Source organism: Sorangium sp. So ce119 (genome assembly GCF_051524405.1).
In the GTDB taxonomy this organism is placed as follows: Bacteria; Myxococcota_A; Polyangia; order Polyangiales; family Polyangiaceae; genus Sorangium; species Sorangium cellulosum_G.
In genome coordinates this window covers 9422107-9438919 of sequence record NZ_CP150310.1, presented here as the reverse complement: position 1 = coordinate 9438919, position 16813 = coordinate 9422107, and the positions used below count along the sequence as shown (strand labels likewise).

Annotated in this window: 15 protein-coding genes; 4 read left to right on the top strand and 11 right to left on the bottom strand. The window is 70.6% G+C overall.

Annotated elements, in window-relative coordinates; genetic code table 11:
* Positions 1 to 3 precede the first annotated feature (3 nt).
* The 3 genes from WME76_RS35640 to WME76_RS35630 all read left to right on the top strand — a co-directional run bounded on the left by WME76_RS35640 (position 4) and on the right by WME76_RS35630 (position 2775).
* Entirely contained in the window at positions 4 to 1257 is a 1254-nt protein-coding gene (locus tag WME76_RS35640; RefSeq protein ID WP_437956646.1) for an extracellular solute-binding protein, read from the top strand.
* 31 nt (positions 1258 to 1288) lie between these two features.
* Complete coding sequence (locus WME76_RS35635; RefSeq protein ID WP_437956645.1) at positions 1289 to 2038, top strand: glutathione S-transferase; 750 nt, start codon at positions 1289 to 1291, stop codon at positions 2036 to 2038.
* A 182-nt stretch (positions 2039 to 2220) separates the two neighbouring features.
* A complete protein-coding gene (locus WME76_RS35630) occupies positions 2221 to 2775 on the top strand; it encodes an RBBP9/YdeN family alpha/beta hydrolase (protein WP_437956644.1) in 555 nt (184 codons plus the stop codon).
* Between the two features lie 283 nt (positions 2776 to 3058).
* Here WME76_RS35630 and WME76_RS35625 read toward each other — a convergent pair whose 3' ends face one another.
* The 8 genes from WME76_RS35625 to WME76_RS35590 form a co-directional block, all read right to left on the bottom strand.
* On the bottom strand, positions 3059 to 4444 hold the full coding sequence (locus tag WME76_RS35625; protein WP_437956643.1) for a carbohydrate-binding domain-containing protein: 1386 nt from the start codon (positions 4442 to 4444) through the stop codon (positions 3059 to 3061).
* A gap of 610 nt (positions 4445 to 5054) precedes the next feature.
* Positions 5055 to 5660 (bottom strand): Uma2 family endonuclease, encoded by a 606-nt coding sequence (locus WME76_RS35620; RefSeq protein WP_437956642.1) that lies wholly within the window; start codon positions 5658 to 5660, stop codon positions 5055 to 5057.
* A gap of 166 nt (positions 5661 to 5826) precedes the next feature.
* Complete coding sequence (locus WME76_RS35615; protein ID WP_437956641.1) at positions 5827 to 6621, bottom strand: alpha/beta fold hydrolase; 795 nt, start codon at positions 6619 to 6621, stop codon at positions 5827 to 5829.
* Between the two features lie 16 nt (positions 6622 to 6637).
* Positions 6638 to 7273 (bottom strand): HD domain-containing protein, encoded by a 636-nt coding sequence (locus tag WME76_RS35610; RefSeq protein ID WP_437956640.1) that lies wholly within the window; start codon positions 7271 to 7273, stop codon positions 6638 to 6640.
* An 81-nt stretch (positions 7274 to 7354) separates the two neighbouring features.
* Positions 7355 to 8362, bottom strand: a complete 1008-nt coding sequence (locus tag WME76_RS35605; protein WP_437956639.1) for a GlxA family transcriptional regulator — start codon at positions 8360 to 8362, stop codon at positions 7355 to 7357.
* A gap of 642 nt (positions 8363 to 9004) precedes the next feature.
* On the bottom strand, positions 9005 to 11047 hold the full coding sequence (gene tnpC / locus WME76_RS35600; RefSeq protein WP_437954404.1) for an IS66 family transposase: 2043 nt from the start codon (positions 11045 to 11047) through the stop codon (positions 9005 to 9007).
* A 271-nt stretch (positions 11048 to 11318) separates the two neighbouring features.
* Positions 11319 to 11642 (bottom strand): IS66 family insertion sequence element accessory protein TnpB, encoded by a 324-nt coding sequence (gene tnpB, locus WME76_RS35595; RefSeq protein WP_437954403.1) that lies wholly within the window; start codon positions 11640 to 11642, stop codon positions 11319 to 11321.
* Positions 11643 to 11864: 222 nt separating this feature from the next.
* Complete coding sequence (locus WME76_RS35590; protein ID WP_437956638.1) at positions 11865 to 13064, bottom strand: LysR family transcriptional regulator; 1200 nt, start codon at positions 13062 to 13064, stop codon at positions 11865 to 11867.
* 64 nt (positions 13065 to 13128) lie between these two features.
* Between WME76_RS35590 and WME76_RS35585 the strand changes: the two genes are divergently transcribed.
* Positions 13129 to 14073: an MBL fold metallo-hydrolase gene (locus WME76_RS35585; RefSeq protein WP_437956637.1), complete on the top strand. Its 945-nt coding sequence runs from the start codon at positions 13129 to 13131 to the stop codon at positions 14071 to 14073.
* 187 nt (positions 14074 to 14260) lie between these two features.
* Here the strand turns inward: WME76_RS35585 and WME76_RS35580 are convergent, their stop codons facing one another.
* From WME76_RS35580 to WME76_RS35570, 3 genes are all read right to left on the bottom strand, one after another.
* The gene (locus WME76_RS35580) at positions 14261 to 15529 is read right to left on the bottom strand and encodes an FG-GAP repeat domain-containing protein (protein ID WP_437956636.1); all 1269 of its coding nucleotides are present in this window, start codon (positions 15527 to 15529) and stop codon (positions 14261 to 14263) included.
* Between the two features lie 334 nt (positions 15530 to 15863).
* The gene (locus tag WME76_RS35575) at positions 15864 to 16469 is read right to left on the bottom strand and encodes a JAB domain-containing protein (protein WP_437956635.1); all 606 of its coding nucleotides are present in this window, start codon (positions 16467 to 16469) and stop codon (positions 15864 to 15866) included.
* Positions 16466 to 16807: an RNA polymerase sigma factor gene (locus WME76_RS35570; protein ID WP_437956634.1), complete on the bottom strand. Its 342-nt coding sequence runs from the start codon at positions 16805 to 16807 to the stop codon at positions 16466 to 16468. The genes WME76_RS35575 and WME76_RS35570 overlap by 4 nt, the downstream gene beginning before the upstream one ends.
* Positions 16808 to 16813 lie beyond the last annotated feature (6 nt).

Sequence of the window (16813 nt, the reverse complement as noted above, 5' to 3'; positions counted from 1 at the left end):
TGGATGCTCTGCGCCTTCAACCTCGCATGCGGCGGCTCGCAAGCCAGTCCGGACGCATCAGGCACCGCGGAGCACGCTGCGCCGCCCACCACCCCAGCTACCAGTCGTTTCCAGCTAAAGGTGTCGCTCTTCCCGTGGGTCCCTGGCGATACGTCCTACGTCAAGTGGACCGAGGAGGAGTTTGAAAGGTCGCATCCCACGATTGACCTCGTCGTTCGCGACCTTGCGAAGTCCCATGACTGGAAGCCGGACGAGTACGTCGGCGATCTGTCGTACGAGTGGGAGAAGACTGGCCAGGCGCTGACCGATACGAGTTCGCCCGACTTTCAGCACGTCGTCGAGGTCGATACAATGATCCTGGGCGAGCTGGTGAAGCGGAATGCCGTGCTGCCGTTCACGATCCCTGAGCCTGGGTTCCTCGGGTTCACCCGACAGGCGGTTCGAGTTGGTGACACCACGTATGGCGTGCCTCACTGGACGTGCGGGCACTTCTTCATGAGCAACTTGCCCCAGATCAAGACGGCTTCATCTCTCGACCAGCTTCTCAGGATACTTGCCACTGCCGGGCGAGCGGGGAGCGTCGACGTGGCGGGTGATATGGACGGTAGCTGGGAGTCCGTCATGTTGTACCTCGACGCCTATGTCGATGCGCACCCCACCGCGTCAGCATCCGAGGCGGCGACGCACTCCAGACTCGACAAGGACGTCGAGGCGAATCTGGCGAAGCTTGGTCGAGCGTGTACCCACGAGGGAAAGAACCACTGCGGCCGTAACGCCGAGGAAGCCTTCGCCGCAGGGCGAGTTGACGCTCTGTTCGGATACTCGGAGCGGCTTCACGATGCTGCGCGCATGGGCACAGACCCTGGCAAGGTGACAATCGTGCCGGCGATGCTTGGCCAGGCCAACCGGCTTCTCCTGTTCACCGATGCGCTCGTGTTGTCGCCGCAGTGCAGCTCTGCGGAGTGCAGGGATGCTGCTGCCAAGTTTGCGGCCTTTTACACGGATGCGAGGGTTTACGAGGCGGTCCTGCTGTCCCGCGATGGGGACCGGGACGCGAAGCCACGATATCTCCTGCCTGCCACCCAGGCAGCGTTCGAGCGTCCCGATGTCCAGGCTGACCCGATCTACAACCAGCTCATGGGGTACGTTGGCGGCGCGGAGGCTTATCCCAACGAGGGGGTGCCAGCCGCGAAGCACCGGGGGGTCCTCCGTGGGCTTGTGGCGAACGCGCTCGGGCTCAAGAGCGGCGCCCATTGACAGCGGCCCTCGCCGGCGCGAGTCATCCGTCATGAACGCGCCAACGTACGAGCTGTATTACTGGCCGAGCATTCAGGGCCGAGGCGAATTCGTGCGCCTCGCGCTCGAGGACGCCGGCGCTCCTTATGTCGATGTCGCCCGCCTGCCCGCGGCGAAGCACGGCGGCGTCGCCGCCATGCAAAAGCTGATGAAGAGCCACGCGCTCGCGCTCGATCCCTTCGCGCCGCCGTTCCTCCGCTCCGGCGACCTCGTGATCGCCCAGGTGGCCAACATCCTCTTCTACCTCGGCCCGCGCCTCGGCCTCGCGCCGGACGACGAGGCGGGCAGGCTCGGCGCCCATCAGCTCCAGCTCACCATCACCGATCTGGTCGCCGAGGTGCACGACACGCATCACCCCATCTCCGTCGAGCTCTATTACGAGGACCAGAAGCCCGAGGCGCTCCGCCGCAGCCAGGCGTTCCTCGCCGAGCGCATGCCCAAGTTCCTCGGCTATTTCGAGCGCGTGCTCGACCGCCACGGCGGCCGTCACCTCCTGGGAGGCGCGGTGTCGTACGTGGATCTCTCGTTGTTCCAGGTGATCGCGGGCCTCCGCTACGCGTTCCCGCACGCCATGGCCGCCTTCGCGCCCAGGATCCCGAAGCTCGTCGCCCTGCACGACCGCGTGGCCGAGCGCCCGCGGATCGCGGCCTACCTGGGCTCGGATCGGCGGATACCGTTCAACGAAGACGGCATCTTCCGGCATTATCCGGAGCTCGATCCGGCGCCGTCGAAGAGGCGATGAATCGGCCCACCCTGTGCCGGGTGACGAGCCGGGGGCGTCCGAGGTACGCTGTGTCCGATGAAGCTCGCCATCGACCTGTCGCCCGCGCGAGCCGACCGCCTCCGTGAACGCGCGAAGCGCCTCGGCAATCCACGCGTCGGCGTCGGACGCGGGGGCTGAGGAGGCCGGGAGGAACGCTCACCATGCCGTCGCAGCTCATCGTCCCCGGCTACACCGGCTCCGGCCCTCGCCACTGGCAAACGCTCTGGGAGCAGAAGCTCGCTCTGGCGCGCCGCGTGGAGATGCCGGACTGGGATCACCCTGACCGGGGCGCGTGGGTCGAGGCGCTCGACCAGGCGGTCGCCGGCAGCGATGAGCCCCCGGTGTTGATCGCGCACAGTTGCGGCGTGAGCACGGTGGTCCACTGGGCGGCGCTGGGCGCGCGGCCCGTGCGCGCTGCGCTGCTCGTCGCGCCGGCAGACACCGAATCGCCGAGCTACCCGCGCGCAGCGCTGACGTTTCATCCCCTGCCCAGCGTCAAGCTCCCGTTCCCCTCGATGGTCGTCGCCAGCACGAACGACCCCTACTGCACCCTGGAGCGAGCCGAGGCCTTGGCGCGCCTCTGGGGGAGCCGGTTCATCAACCTGGGGCCGTCCGGACACATCAACACGGACGCGGGCTTCGGGCCCTGGCCCGAGGGCGAGCGCATCCTCGCCGCGCTGATAGGCGAGCCCCTCTGCGTGCCGTCTCGTCCCTGACGCGGCGAACCCCCGCCCGCGAGCAGCGGGCAGGTGGTCCTCCCCCGCCGTCGGGGGGGTCGACGGTAACAGGGGGGATCAGTTCCCCGACGTCGGGCGGGGTGTTCGGCGCGCGCTGCTCAAGCGATTCCCTCATGCAGTCTACTTCCTGCTCCGTGGTGAAGGAGACGAGCGGGCGGCGGTCGTCCTCGCCGTACTCCATCAGCGGCGTAGCCCGTCTGCCTGGAAGCAACGCGCTCGAGACGGGGATAAAACGGGCTGACTCGGCGTGGGTGCCGGCGGGCTACTCCACGAACCGGAGCCAGTTCAGGTTGATGTCGCCGGTCTCGAAGACGACGCGCACGACGTGCGGGCCGACGGTCACCCAGCCGACCGGGACCGAGACGGTCTGCCACGACTGCGCGCCGCCGGTCGCCGGCAGGGTGACGGTCCCGGTGACGTTCTGGCCATCGATCTCGACGTGGAGCGCCTTCGATGCGCCGGTCGTGGCCACCCGCAGCTCGAGGAGATACTGGACGGGGAACGGGTTCGTCACCGAGTAATTGAGCCACTCGCCTGCCGCGGTGCCGGTGACGTTGGCGCCGGGGCCGGTGGGGGCGTCGGACGTCGGCTCGAGATCGACGTGCTGACCACGGTAGAAGCCGGTCGCGTTGCCGACCGTGGTGTCGTGGTAGGCGAGGCCCTCGTAGCCGTAGTCGAAGTTCTCCGCCTCGATCGTGCCCGTCAGCGGCGCGTGCGTGAACTCGTAGGGGATGGTCCGTGGGGAGCCCCCCTGCGTGTTCACGCCGCGGTCCTCGAGCCAGGTCAGGACGTCGTAGCGCGCCGCGGAGTCGAGCCGGGTGTGCCAGTTCGTGACCGAGATGCCGCTCTCGTCGGAGAACGTGTAGTAGGAGTTGACGCCGACCACGAGCTGCTGGGACGCGCCGGCGCGGTAGAGGGGCCCGCCGGAGTCGCCGGGGCAGAGGCTCGCCGCGGCTGGATCGGTCAGGACGCCCTCGGTGATCACGTTGGCGCCCGCGACGTCGGCCGCGTCCTCCGGGACCACGTAGGAGCCCTCGTGGATCAGCGCGCTTGCCGGGAGCGTCGTCACCGTCTCGATCTTGAGCCGAGCCGGGGGGGTAGGCTGGTCGACGCCATTTTCGCAGCCGTATCCGGCGATGATCACCTCGGTTCCCGGCAGCACGGGGGTGCCGTCGACCGTCGCCTCGGGGATGTCCGGCGTGTCCTCGTCGACGACGATCACCGCGACATCCGGCGGATGGTACGGGTTCAGGATGTTGATGCAGTGCCTGTGGCAGCTCCGCCGGGACGACGTCCACGCCGGGAAGATGTGGGTCTCCTGGACGGTGAGGTTGCGCCGCTGCATGCCGGTGGGGCCGTTGTCGTTCGTGAGCGCGACGATCGAGCCCGGCAGATGGTTGCTCCCGACGCCGCCGGTGTTGTCGTCGTCGACGCAGTGGGCCGCGATGAGGAAGTGACGGGGGCCGACCTTGGCCCCGGTGCAGTCGCTGACCTGGATCGTGGCGGGGACCTCGTTCTCGAGGGCCGGGCGGCCGCCGATGAGCTCATCGCTGGACTCGTCGACGTGCTCCGAGGTCGGCGCGGCGTGGTCGCCGACGCACGCGGCGAGGACAAGGGGAAGCAGGCCTATCGCTGGACGAAGACGCATGGGAGATCCTCTTTGTTCATGTCGGCCCGGAGGCTCCTCGAGCGAGAAACGGCCTTTGCGGCGCACCCGGCATCGGGGAGCGCGCGCCCCGTCGTCGGCTCATGGCCGCTCCAGCAGCGCTGTAGCGGCGGGCCGAGGGGAGGCCGTTCGGGAGGCTGGCGAGGCTCCGATCCGGCCCTTGCGGTGGTTGCACCGCAAAGCGGGGATCGGCGCGTGCGCTCACGCGCGAGCAGCCTGCGGCAGAGCGACGGGTGATCCGTCGGACGTGGTTGCGTGTGCCGGGGAGCTCGGGCGCGAACAGACTTTAGGAATACTGTTTACGAAAGGGAACGTACGCGCCCGGCTCCCTCTGTCTCCTTGAATGGTGGCGAGCCCGGCGGACCTTCAGAGATTCGTACGTGGGCGGCTGATTTTTGTGGGGGCGCGGAACCGGGGCGCGAGGATTACGGGCAGAGAAGGGCCGGGGCGGGCCTCACGTCCCGCTCGGCGCTTGCCTCCAGCCCGTGGCGAGAGGTTTGAACAATAATTTCCGCGGCCTCATCCTGGTCGACGGCGCTCGCGCCCGCAAACACGGCGAACGCGACGTTCACCATCGCTCGCCTGCGATCGTTCATCGGGTCCAGATCGCCGCCAGATCGAGCTCCACCGCGTCGAACGGCTCGGCCCTCACCTTCGCGTCTTCTTCGTAGGTCTCGAGCAGCACCCACCGCCCGCCCTCGAGGCGGTACACCTCGAGCGTCCGCAGCAAGGGGCTGAGCAACCAGACGTGCCCCACGCCTTCGCGCCGGTAGATCCGCATCTTCTTGCCCCGGTCGACGCGCTCGGTACGCGGCGAGATCACCTCGCACACCCAGTCCGGAGGGACGTCGTAGTGCGCCGGCGTGTCCTCGTCCCCGAGGGCGTCCGGCATGCGCTCCCGCTTCCACCCTGCGAGATCGGGCACCACCTTGTCGGGCCGCGGCCCGAGGTGGAGCTCCGGCTCATCCAGGAGCACCCAGCCGCCGGGCCCGCCATCACCGAGGTCGAAGGCGCCGCCGAGCTTCATCGTGAGGCGCGATGCGCTCCGCGTGTGGGGGCGGCCGGGGCGCGGAAAGGTGAAGAGCTCCCCGTCGAGGATCTCTGCCACTTGCTCGGGCGGCACCGCCTCGAAGGCTGCCTCGACCTCCGGTGCGTTGCGAGCGGGATCCGGGTCGCGCGGCGGCACGCCGGTGCTCATGGCCGACCCTACCACGGGAGCGTGGTCCCAGCCGGGGCGAGCGGCTGTTCCCGCGACGCCAGACGCCGTGCGCCTGGCTCCCGATGTCGGGCCCCGGTGCGGACGCCCCGACGTGCCGGCGGTCGCCGGGCGGCGCGTGGGTGCGGGTCGACCGGGGCGCGGTGCCTCACGCGGATCCGAGCTGCGTGACGAAATCACGCAGCGCGGACGCGAGCGCGAGGGGCGCCTCGAGGGGCGACAGGTGCCCTGTGCCGGGCAGGACGCGCAGGCCTGCGCCGGCGATGCGCGGCACCACCTCGCGCCGCAGGACGTCGAGGCGCTCGACCTTGTCGAGCTCACCGGCGATCACCAGCGCCGGCGCGTCGATCGACGCGACGTCCGCCGAGATGTCCTCCTGCGACGCGACGTGCGGCCAGGCGGCCTTGGCGGCGGGCGCGCCGCGCAGGCTGTCCTCGATCACCTGCTGGCGCAGCGCGGAGCTCAGCGGACGCGCGGTCAGCACATGATCGAGCACAGCGCCGACCGATTCCGGCGAGTCATAGGCGCGGGCCATGGTCGCGCGTTGCTCGTCGCCGAGCGGCATCGGCGTGGGCGGCGCAGGGGCGACGAGGACGAGCCCCCGCAGTCCGGCAGGCCGGCGGGACGCGCGGGACGCTAGCAGCTGCGCGACCTTGCCGCCCATCGAGTGGCCCACCAGCACGTGGCGCTCGAGGCCGAGCACCTGGATCACGGCCTCTGCGTCATCGGCCATGTCGCCGATGCGATAGCCCTCTTCCGGTGCGTCGGAGTCGCCCCAGCCGCGGTGGTCGATCGCGACCGTGCGGTACCTCGGGGAGAGGGCCTCGGCCACCGCCGCCCACGTGCGCGATGAGCCGCCCCAGTAATGGAGGAAGACGAGGGCGATGTCCCCCTCGCCTCGATCCCGGACATGGATCTGGATCCGGTTCGCCGTGATCTTCATGAGCGCTCCGTCCAGCTCAGCTGTCGAAGGGGGCGCCCTCCAGGAGGGCGCTGGCGTCGAAGGGCTGAAAACCCGGCACGTGGCGGCGGCCGTAGTCCGAGAGGAAATTGCCGGCCGCGGTGTGCGGCTTCCGCGCCACGACGCCGCAGAGGGCGCGCCGGAGCTCCTGCTTCATCTCGAGCCGCGGATAGGCCCTCAGGATCTCCTCGACGGCCCCGCGCGGCAGCTCCTCCAGGCCGAAGCCGGCGTAATCGATCGAGATCCCGAGATAGGCGACGGCGACCTCCGGCTCCTTGTGCGGGGCGATTCCGAGGCTGGTGTGCAGCGCGATGGCGTCCCACACGAGGGACGCCTTCTCCCGGGGCAGGCCGCGGCCCTCGAGAAAGGCCCGGGCGGCGTTGGCGCCGTCGACCTCGAAGCGCTCGGGGCCGGCGAAGCGCTCGGTCAGGCCGAGGTCGTGCAGCACCACGGAGAGGTAGAGCAGCTCGCGGTCGCAGGCGACGCCGCGCTGCCGGGCCGCGAGCTCGCCGAAGTAGTACGAGCGCATCACGTGGTGGAAGAGGTAAGGGGCCGAGACCTCGCGCGCGAGCGCGGTCGCGTCCTGGGCAAGGCGCGTGTCGGGGGCGTGTATTCCGGCGATCTCTGGGGTCATGGCGGGGGCTCCTGTCTGCCGGCGAAGGCCAGGCGAAAGGAGGGTGCGCGCTCGCCGGCCGGGCGCCCTGCCGAGCTGCGGTCATTTCCTGCCACGCGCGCGGGCGCTGCCGGAGAAGCGCTCCCGGTACTCGAGCGGTCCGACGCCGAGCCGGCGCAGGAAGGCGCGGCGCAGGTTCTGCTCGTCGCCGAAGCCGCACTGGTGGGCGATCCGCTTGAGCGGGAGGTCCGTGCCGGCGACGGCCTGGCAGGCGGCCTCGAGGCGCATGGCCGCGACCACCTTCGCCGGCGTCTGCCCGAGCGCGGCCGTGTACGCGCGCGCGAAGGTGCGCGGGCTCATCCCCGCCTGCGCGGCCAGGCGCTCGACGCGGAGATCGCCGGCGAGGCGGTCCGCCATCCAGGCATGCAGGTCGGCGAAGGTGCCGCCCTCGGCGGCCTGCGCCGCGAGCGGCGCGCTGAACTGCGACTGCCCGCCAGGCCGCTTGAGGAACACGACGAGCTGCCGGGCGACCGCCATCGCCGCGCGATGCCCGAGGTCCTCCTCGACGAGCGCGAGGGCGAGGTCGATGCCGGCGGAGATGCCGGCCGAGGTCCAGATCGAGCCGTCGCGCAGGTAGACGGAGTCCGCGTCGACGCGGACGCGCGGGTGGCGCTCCGCGAGGAGCGGCGCGGAGCGCCAGTGGGTCGCAGCGCGGCGACCGTCGAGCAGGCCCGCGGCGGCGAGGAGGAAGGCGCCCGTGCACACGGCGCAGGTGCGGCGCACGCGCGGCGCGCGGCGGGCGAGCCAGGCGACGAGATCCGGCGGCACGGCCGGGGCCTCCGGCGGCCCGCTGCCGGGCACGATCAAGGTGTCGATGGCGGCGTCGTCGAGCGCCGCGAGCGGCTCGGCACAGAGCGCGAGCCCGGTCGTGGTGCGCACCAGACCGCCGGCCGTCGAGGCGACGATCGCGCGATACGGCGGAGGAGCGCCGGGCGCGCGCAAGGTGGTCGCCACGGTGAAGGCCTCGAGAGGCCCGGCGAGATCGAGCAGCGCGACGCCCTCGAAGGCGAGCAGGACGACGAGGCGGGGCTGGGGGAAGCTCGCTGGCATGAGGGGACAGGTAGATAGATCAAGGCGGGGCAGGCGGGAGCGCAGGAGAGCGGGAATGCGATCGAGCTCGCCGCAGACCGTGCCACCGCACACCCTGGCGGACGGCGCCGTCAGCGCCGCGCGGGTAGCCGCTCCGCAGAGCGCGTTCTGAAGCGTGCTTGTGGAGGGCGGCCACGTGCGTAGAGTCGCGATGCGATGACGAAGCGACGGAGCGGGGACGCAGGCGCCGAAGTCCCGAGCCTGACGACGGCGGTGCTGAAGCTGTCGGCGCCGCATGTCGCGTGGCAGGGCCGCGAGGACGCCCCCGCCCGCGCGAAGGGGCGCCCGCGTCGCGCGGCCTCGCAGCAGGAGCGCGCGGGAGTTGCCGAGGCCGCCGGCGTGCGGCGCCGCAAGACCGCCGCCCAGCCGTTCGCGGAGGAGGTGGGCGAACGGCCGCCGACCGGAGGCGCGGACAAGCCGCGCCGAAGCGAAGCGACCCGAAGGCGCCCCGCCAAGACGAACTCGACGGTGGCGGGGCGAAGCGACGACAGCACCGGCTCGACGAGCCGACGCACCTCGGCGCGGAGAGGACGCGCGCCCCACTCGGCCGCTCCGGACGCGACGAGCGCTGTGGGCGCGACGGAAGCGGGCAACGCCGCACGATCAGCGGTCGCGGAAGGCGAGCCGCGAGCCGGTGATCCGAGCCAGGTCCAGGTACTTGAGCCGCCCCTCGGCGATGAGGCGTTGTCGCGTCGCGACCCAGTTCTTGGGACTCAGGTCGAGGATGCGACGGAGCGGGTAGCTCGGAGCCACGGTCAGGATCTCCTGCAAGTACAGCTCGGGGTCGAGCCCGTGCATCTGGCAGGTCGCGATGAGCGACGTGATGGCACACGCCCGGACAGCATGCTCGTCGCTGCCGTGGAACAGCCAGTTGCGCCGTCCCTTGACGACGCGGCGCAGAGCCCTCTCGCTGGCATTGTTGTGGATGGGGATCTCCCCGTTGGAGAGGAACTCGCAGAGCGCCTCCCTCTGGTTGTGCAAATAGACCAGCCCCTCGCGCAACGGCGAATGCTCCGGGACGACCTGCCGCTGCGCCTCGGCCCAGGCGAAGAGCTTCTCGATCAGCGGTGCGGACTCGCGCTGCCGGATCGCGAGGCGCTCGTCCGGGCTGCACAGGGCGCATTCCTCCTCGACGCGGAAGAGCGCCTGGAGGGTCTGGAGCGCGAACGCCGCCTCCTTGCCCGCCCCGGCCTTGAACGCCTTGAAGAAGCGCCTCCGTGCATGGCTCCAGCAGCCGGCCTCGCGGGCCTTGCCCGGCCCGAACAGCACGTTGTGGTTGGCCGAAGCATCGGCGACGAGCGTCCCCTGGTAGCCGCCGAAGAGCTTCGCGACGGTGAGGCCGTCGTACGTCGGTGTATAGCGGAACAGCACGCCATCGCCTGGCGCGACCAGGACGAAGACATGCCCATAGCGGTGCTTCTCCTTGGCCCGGATGGCGGTGCCCGTCGCGTCCATGGCGAACCACGACCTCGAAAGCGCGTCGCTCCACATGGCATCGGCAATGCGCATCGCGATGCCGCCGCAATCGTACTGCCAGCGTGTCATGTTGCTGCGGCCGATGCGAAAGCCGTGGCGATCCGACTCCACCTCTTGCCGGTAGTAGGGCATGTGGTAGTCGAGCTTGTGGACGAACAGGTGGGCCAAGAGGCTCGGATCGGCAAGGCACCTGTCGATCGGGCGCTCCGGCAGCGAGGCGATCTTCACCGGTCCGCCGCTGTCCTCCTCAGCGTCCGATTCGGGCGTGTAGCGTACGAGGACGCCGTCGACGAAGGGGCTTTGCTTGAAGCCCGTGTCCGTGGGGATCCCCAGGAACTCGTGCTCCCGCAGGACGAGGGGCTCGTCGAGCTCGCGCGTGAAGGCCGACCCTACGGCTGGCAAAGAAGCAGGCTCCTGGCCCGCTGCGCGGCTCGCCGCCGGTACCTCCGCCTTGGCCACGTACTTGGGTCGACGCCAGACGATCTCCACGGGGCCGCCGCGCCGGTGGCCGATAACCGAGCTGTCTTCGACGCCCACACGCTCGAAGCGCTCGATGCCCTGGAGCAGCACCTCCGGCGGCAGCGTCTCGATGATCACCCTCGGGATGACACCGATGCGACGGCGCCCGTGCTCGTGGCGCTTAACTCGCTTGCCACCTCCGGGATCGGAGCCGGAGGAGGACTCTGCCGTCCCCCCACGCTCCGGCGGCCTCGCGGGGTCCGGCGGCGGGCTGCTGCCCTCGCTCGGGTCCGCTTCGGGCGAGGTGCCGAGGCTCTCGGCCTGCGACGCGGGAGCCGGACAGGCGCCTGGCTCACCGGCCAGCGAAAGCCGCAGCTGGTCAGGCGAGATCTGCTCGGAGACGTGGCGCCGGAACCCGATCTCCAACGTCCGAATCGTCTCCTGCAGCTGTCGATTGTACGCCTTGAGCGACTCGACGGAGCGAGCGAGCTCTTGGGCCTGCTGCTCCGCCGTCGAGAGCTCGGTCAGCCTCGCCTCGAGCTCCTGCACCCGCCGGAGCAGCGCGTCGACCGCCGACGCGGGGTCGGCGGGGCTCCCCTGTCCTTGTCCCCTGGCCTGGAGATAGCCGAGCACGAGCGCCGCGCCGTCAAGGCGCTCTGTCTCCGCCGACTGCGGCAGCTCGGTCCCACCGGGTCGTGTCGTCGAGGTCAAAGCGCGCCATGGATGCCCGCTCCGCTTGCTCCTGGCAAGTACCTTACGTAGACACTTTCCGCTGTTTTTTGATGAGAATATTTTGTCGAAAGTGGGAACGCGGAACAAGCGTGATGCGCCCTCGGCGCTGCGCTGTCGCGAGGTCTTCGGGATGATGCAACTCGCGCCCTGCTCCACCTCGGCATCGGGCTGAGCCGGCCGCCATCGGGCCGCGCTGGCGCCCGTAGCGCGGTGTCCGGCAGCGCGGTGGACGAGCGCCGGCGCAGACACCTCAGTGCACCACGCGGCGGCGGCTTGCCAGCTCTTCCACGGGTAGACCGGCGAGCAGCTGCGCGAAGTCCTGTGCTGACAGCTCTATACACTTGCCGTCGGCCTCGGTGAACGAGGGCAGAGCAAACGCACCCTTCGAGAGACGCTTGTACAGAATTGTGTATCCGTTGCGGTCCCACCAAAGTGCCTTCAGCCGGTTGCGCCTCTTGTTAAGGAACAAGAACAGCGCGCCGCTGGCCGGGTCCAGGCACAGCACCTGCCGGGTGATCGCGGCGAGCCGGTCGAACGCGCCACGCAAGTCCACTGGTCCGACCGCCAGATACACGGCTATCGTCGCGGGCGTCACTGCCCCCTCCGCAACGCTTCGATCGCTTCCACGAGGTCGCGCGCGCCTATCCCACGTACCTGCATCCGTGTCCCATCGGCAAATGCGACGTTGAGCCGCAAAGGCGGCGCCTCTCGGCGCTCCGGGCGCACCACGACGGGTAGGAACGAAACATGCTGAGCCGCCTTGATGGTCGCTGGCAACGCCCCCTCATCTGCGCGCTCACCGCCAGCCACCCATCGGTCGGCCGTCATCTTGTGGACACCGAGCTCCGTGGCGATCTCGGTCGGCGTCGCCCCCGCCCGGGAACGCTCCCTGGCGTACGCCTCGGCTCGCTCTCGCAGCTCGCCCGGGTACTTCCCACGGCTCTTCTGCTCTCGATACCTCGACAGCTCCGCACGCAGCTGCACCAGCTCCCTGCTTCCTGGCATCGCTCGCTCCTCTTCGCTCGACGAGGGCACGGCCCTCATCGGACGCCGCGTAGCGTGCAACCGAAGCTGGCCAGGGAAAAGACGCGGTCTGCGGAGCGGCTACCCGCGCGGTTCTTCCCTTCGGCGGGCGCCACGCGCGCAGGCTATCCACGAGGAGCTCGAGCACCGCGCGCACGCGGGGAATGGCGCGTGCGCCGCGCGGGCAGAGCAGGACGAGCGGGCGTCGGACGGGCGGCAGGTCCACCTTCAGCTCACAGAGCGGCGGCCGCCTGCCGAAATGCGGGTGCTCGCGCGCGAGCAGCATCGCGCCGAGACCGAGCTCGCACGCGCGGATCTGAACGAGGTAGTCGTCGGACGCGAAGGAGGGGCGCCATCCCGGGATCCGGCGTCGGAGGACGCTGTTCGGCGAGAGGTCGTCGAACGGCGGCGCCCAGCCGATCCAGGCAAGATCGGCCGGGTCGGTCTTGCCCGCCACGCGCGCCGCGTACTGCTCCGACGCGAAGGCGCGCAGCTCGAGGTCAACCGAGGCGACGCTGGTCTCATCGGCGGGGACGCCCAGCCGCAGCGCAATATCCGCTTCCCGCCTGAGCAGATCGAGCGGGCGCACCGTGGACACCACGTGCAACTGGATGCCCGGCGTGCGCGACGCAATCGCCGCGGCGAAGGGGGCGAGGAAGACGTGCGCGACGCCGGGGGGCGCTGTCATCCGGACCACGCCCGCGGGCGCGTGTCGCCGCTCGGCCGCGCGGGTCAGCTCGGCGGCCCAGTCGGCCATCCGCTGCGCGGGCTCGATGAGGCCGGCCCCGTAGGCCGTCAACGCGGCGCCAGCGACGCTCCGGTCGAAGAGGGGCTCGCCGAGGACCGCCTCCAGCTCGGCCAGGCGCCGGCTCACGGTCGGCTGGGTCATCTGCAGCTTGCGCGCGGCGGCGCTCAGGCTGCCTGCCTCCGCCACCGCGAGGAACAGCCGCGCGTCGTCCCAGGAGATATCCATCTGCGTATATCTACATGCTGGTTTCGTCAGTTTTTATCCATTTTCTCGAGAGCACACTGGCGGCATGTCCCTCCACGCCACCCCGCTCGTGTCCCGCACACTCCTCGCCTCCGCGCTGCTGCTCGGCGCCTGCACGGCGCCGTCCCCGGAGCCGAAGGCCCCACCCGCGTCGACGCATGACGTGGGGAAAGCCACCCTCGGCGAGCCGACCACGCTTGAGGCGATGGAGGCGCTCCTCGATGACGCAGGCCCCATCACCGTCGAGACCGTCGTCAGCGCGCGCTGGGAGTCGAGCCGCAGCGGGCTCATCAACCTCGAACACGAGCGCGCCGCCGCCTTGACCGACGGCGCCGAGCCGGTCGAGATCAACTTCCACGCGCTCGCGCACCCGACCCGGGGCCTGTACATCATCGACACCGGCGCGGCGCAGGCGCTCGCGGCGCACGACCATCCCCTGAGGACTGGCGCCGTCGGGCAGGCGCTCAACTTCGGCGCGTTGCGGGTGGAGGCCGGCCTCGGCGTCTGGCGCGGCGACCGGTCGCTGTCCGGCGTGCTGCTCACGCACCTGCACTTCGACCACGTGCTGGGCCTGGGCGACGTGGCGCGCGACGTCCCGATCTTCCTCGGACCCGGCGAGTCCGCGTTCGAGAGCCCCTTCCATGCGCTGACGCAGCCTGTCGTGGACCAGCTCCTCGACGGCCGCGCGGCCCTTCAGGAGTGGGTATTCGACGAGAGCGGCGCGATTGACGTGTTCAGCGACGCCTCGCTCTTCGCGCTCGCTGCGCCGGGACACACGCCGGGATCGGTCGCCTACGTCGCGCGAACACCCGAGGGACCCGTGCTCTTCACCGGCGATGTGTGCCACACCGTCTGGGGCTGGCGCAACGACGTCGAGCCCGGGACATTCTCGGACGACCGCGCCGACAGTGCGAGGAGCCTCGCCTTTCTCCGCGCCCTCGCTGCCCGCCACCCGTCGATGCAGGTGCGCCTCGGGCACCAGTCGCTGTGACCGCGCCGGGCTGCGCGGCGTTGTAATTACCGCCGTCATGACCCCCCGGCCCGATGCGGATGCGCCCGGCCATGAGCGCGCGTTCCGAGGAGCGCCTCCGTGGGCCCGCGACCGGGAACTCGCCTCCGTCGCTTCGCAAGTTTCGCGCCGGTGGGAGGCCGTCTTGGATCGGCGCGAGGATTCTGCCCTAGCGTTGTAGGAAGACGAAAGCGCCCTTCTTGTTCGAGATGACGATGTCCGGCCGGCCGTCTCCGTTGCCGTCCGCGACCGTGAGCTGGGTGCCTACCCCCGAATCGTCGTCGATGAGAACGGGCTGAAAGTCGATGCGTTCCGCCGCTCGCGCCTGCTCGAACCAGTAGAGCCGGGCCGGCGCGTCGAAGTCCGGCATGCCGGCAGGCACATGACCCCAGAAGCGCTCACCGCTCACGAGGTCCTGGAGCCGGTCACCGTCGATGTCGGCGTGAGCGAGCGCGTGCGGCTCGTGCATGAACACGCTCGACGCGGCATCGGGTGTGGTCCTCGGAACGACGACGTGCTCCACGAACGCGGTGCCGGCCGCGTTTGGAACCTGCTCGAACCAGGAGAGCCCGTAGCCGTGAGCGGCCAGCGTGGTCGCTATGTCCGCGTCCCCGTCCCCGTCGACGTCGACCACCGGCATCTGCGCTCCCCCGGCACCGAACGGCTGCTCGACGCGCGTGAACGGCAAGCCGTCGGGCGACTCTGGGCTCCGCGTGAAGTAGCCGCTGGCCTCGACCAAGTCGCTTGCGCCGTCCCCGTTGACGTCGCCTGCACCGAGGCCGTGCGTGAACGCGCCGTACCCCCGATTCTCGGTGAGCGCCCGGAAGACCCACGGCTTGGTCGGGTCCACGCCGGGCGACGACGTTCCGAGCACGCCCCCCGACATGTGCACGAGCTCGGGCACGCCGTCGCCGGTGATGTCGGCGAACAGGGGCGACTCGTTGTCGATCGGCCACGGCAGCGTGTCGTGACGAGCCCAGAGCGCGTCGCCGTCGCGCGGGTTCTGGTACCAAGCCGCGGGCACACCCGGAAAGCCGACGACGAGGACGTCGGTGAACCCGTCGTGGTCGAAGTCGTAGGGAAACTCGAAGAAGCAATCCGAGTAGCCGTGCGGATCGAAGGCTTCCCTCGGCCACACGGGATGGCTCGTGCCATACCCTGGACCCTCGTACCAATCCGGGCCCGCGATGACATCCGTCACCCCGTCGTGATTGAAGTCCGCAAAGCTCGCCCCCTCGCAGTAGAACTCGCGGTGCAGCGTGATCTTCACGAAGCGTGCGTCGAGGGCGGCCTCACGCGGGAGCGGTGGGGGCGCGGTGACGGTGCCCGCGGGCGGCGCGTCGGTGCCCGCGTCGACGGGCGCGCGCGAGGATTCGGCCGCGCAGGCGATAACCAAGGCGAGCGGTGTGCAGCACAATAACCCCATTCCCGAAGCCATCTCCGAGCGCTTAGCACGTCGTGGCCTGCTCGATGAGCATAACCGCGAGAATTGAGGGACCTCCGCGCACGGAGATGGGGGGACGCGCAGCGTCGAGCGGGTAGCTCGTGCGTCAGAAGGGATGCCGTCGTCATCGGGCTCTGCGAGCGCGCGGTGTAGGGGAATCGCCGCACGAGCCACCAGCGAACCTCGTTCTCCACAGCCCTCCCCGCGAGCGGTGACGCTGCCAGGGCCTCGACTGCGCCTTGAACCTCGGCGACGAAGGCGTCACCAAGGTGGCATCTGCGGCTCATGGAACGAGCCATCCAGGCCCGGCCGCCCGGCTTCGACGACCTCACCGTGGAGAGGCCGGGATGACGTGGGCCTTGAGCGGGACGTGCAGCTCCAAGCCGAGGTGGCGCAGCTCCAGGGTCATCGCTTCGTCCTCGTGGGTCGGCGTCGGGTCGCCGCTCGGGTGGTCATGGGCCAGGACGAAGCTGTGGGCGGCCATGTCCAGCGCCGTGCGCAGGACGGTGGAGCGGCCGACGTAGAGGGCGTCGTCGGAGCCGCGGGCGAGCAGGCGCGTCTCGCGGACGCGGCCGTGGGTGTCGAGGGCGGCAATCCAGAGCTCCTCGTGGACCAGGGAGGCGAGCCTCGGGCCGAAGTAACGCGCCACGCGGGCGGCGTCGGTGAGGAGCGCGCCCCGGCGCGCGCGGGCGGCGTGGGTGCGGCGGCCGAGCTCGAAGGCGGCGGCGAGCCGGGTCGCGTCGAAGAGGGCAATCTGGGTGCGCTCGGCCAGCGCCGCGGGCGAGAGGCGACCGAGCGACGGGAGAGCGGCCGTGCCGAGGATGCGCGGGCCGACGCCGGGCAGGCCGAGCACCATCTCGAGGAGGGCGGCCTCGGTCGCGGTCGGGAGATCGGCCGCCGTCTCGGCGGGGGCGTCGACGGGGGAGCGGCTCATCGGGGGCATCGGGGCCACCTCCGAGAGCGGGTGAGGGCGCGGGCGAAGAGGCGGCGCGCGAGGCGGAGGCGGGTGGCGACCGTGGGGCGCGGGAGCGAGAGGGAGGCGGCGATCTCGAGCGAGGAAAGGCCGGTGGCGGCGAGCGACAGGATCTCGCGCAGCTCGGGGCGGAGACGGTGGAAGGCGCGGAGGAGGCCGCGGGCGACGAGGCGGGCCTCGGGAGAGGGGGCGGCGAAGGCGGAGAGGCGGTCCGGGTCGACCGCGGGGAGCTCGTGGCGGCGGTGGGCCTTAGCGCGGTAGTGCGAGGCCTGCCGCGTGGTGTCATAGCTCGGCCTCATGGATCG

Excerpts from the sequence above, each read along its gene's own strand:
- WME76_RS35630 (WP_437956644.1), top strand. The coding sequence starts at position 2,221 with ATGCCGTCGCAGCTCATCGTCCCCGGCTACACCGGCTCCGGCCCTCGC.
- WME76_RS35605 (WP_437956639.1), bottom strand. The coding sequence starts at position 8,362 with ATGCCAGCGAGCTTCCCCCAGCCCCGCCTCGTCGTCCTGCTCGCCTTC.
- WME76_RS35640 (WP_437956646.1), top strand. The coding sequence starts at position 4 with ATGCTCTGCGCCTTCAACCTCGCATGCGGCGGCTCGCAAGCCAGTCCG.
- WME76_RS35580 (WP_437956636.1), bottom strand. The coding sequence starts at position 15,529 with ATGGCTTCGGGAATGGGGTTATTGTGCTGCACACCGCTCGCCTTGGTT.
- WME76_RS35570 (WP_437956634.1), bottom strand. The coding sequence starts at position 16,807 with ATGAGGCCGAGCTATGACACCACGCGGCAGGCCTCGCACTACCGCGCT.
- WME76_RS35590 (WP_437956638.1), bottom strand. The coding sequence starts at position 13,064 with ATGGATATCTCCTGGGACGACGCGCGGCTGTTCCTCGCGGTGGCGGAG.
- WME76_RS35575 (WP_437956635.1), bottom strand. The coding sequence starts at position 16,469 with ATGAGCCGCTCCCCCGTCGACGCCCCCGCCGAGACGGCGGCCGATCTC.
- WME76_RS35615 (WP_437956641.1), bottom strand. The coding sequence starts at position 6,621 with ATGAAGATCACGGCGAACCGGATCCAGATCCATGTCCGGGATCGAGGC.
- WME76_RS35625 (WP_437956643.1), bottom strand. The coding sequence starts at position 4,444 with ATGCGTCTTCGTCCAGCGATAGGCCTGCTTCCCCTTGTCCTCGCCGCG.
- WME76_RS35610 (WP_437956640.1), bottom strand. The coding sequence starts at position 7,273 with ATGACCCCAGAGATCGCCGGAATACACGCCCCCGACACGCGCCTTGCC.
- WME76_RS35635 (WP_437956645.1), top strand. The coding sequence starts at position 1,289 with ATGAACGCGCCAACGTACGAGCTGTATTACTGGCCGAGCATTCAGGGC.
- WME76_RS35585 (WP_437956637.1), top strand. The coding sequence starts at position 13,129 with ATGTCCCTCCACGCCACCCCGCTCGTGTCCCGCACACTCCTCGCCTCC.
- WME76_RS35620 (WP_437956642.1), bottom strand. The coding sequence starts at position 5,660 with ATGAGCACCGGCGTGCCGCCGCGCGACCCGGATCCCGCTCGCAACGCA.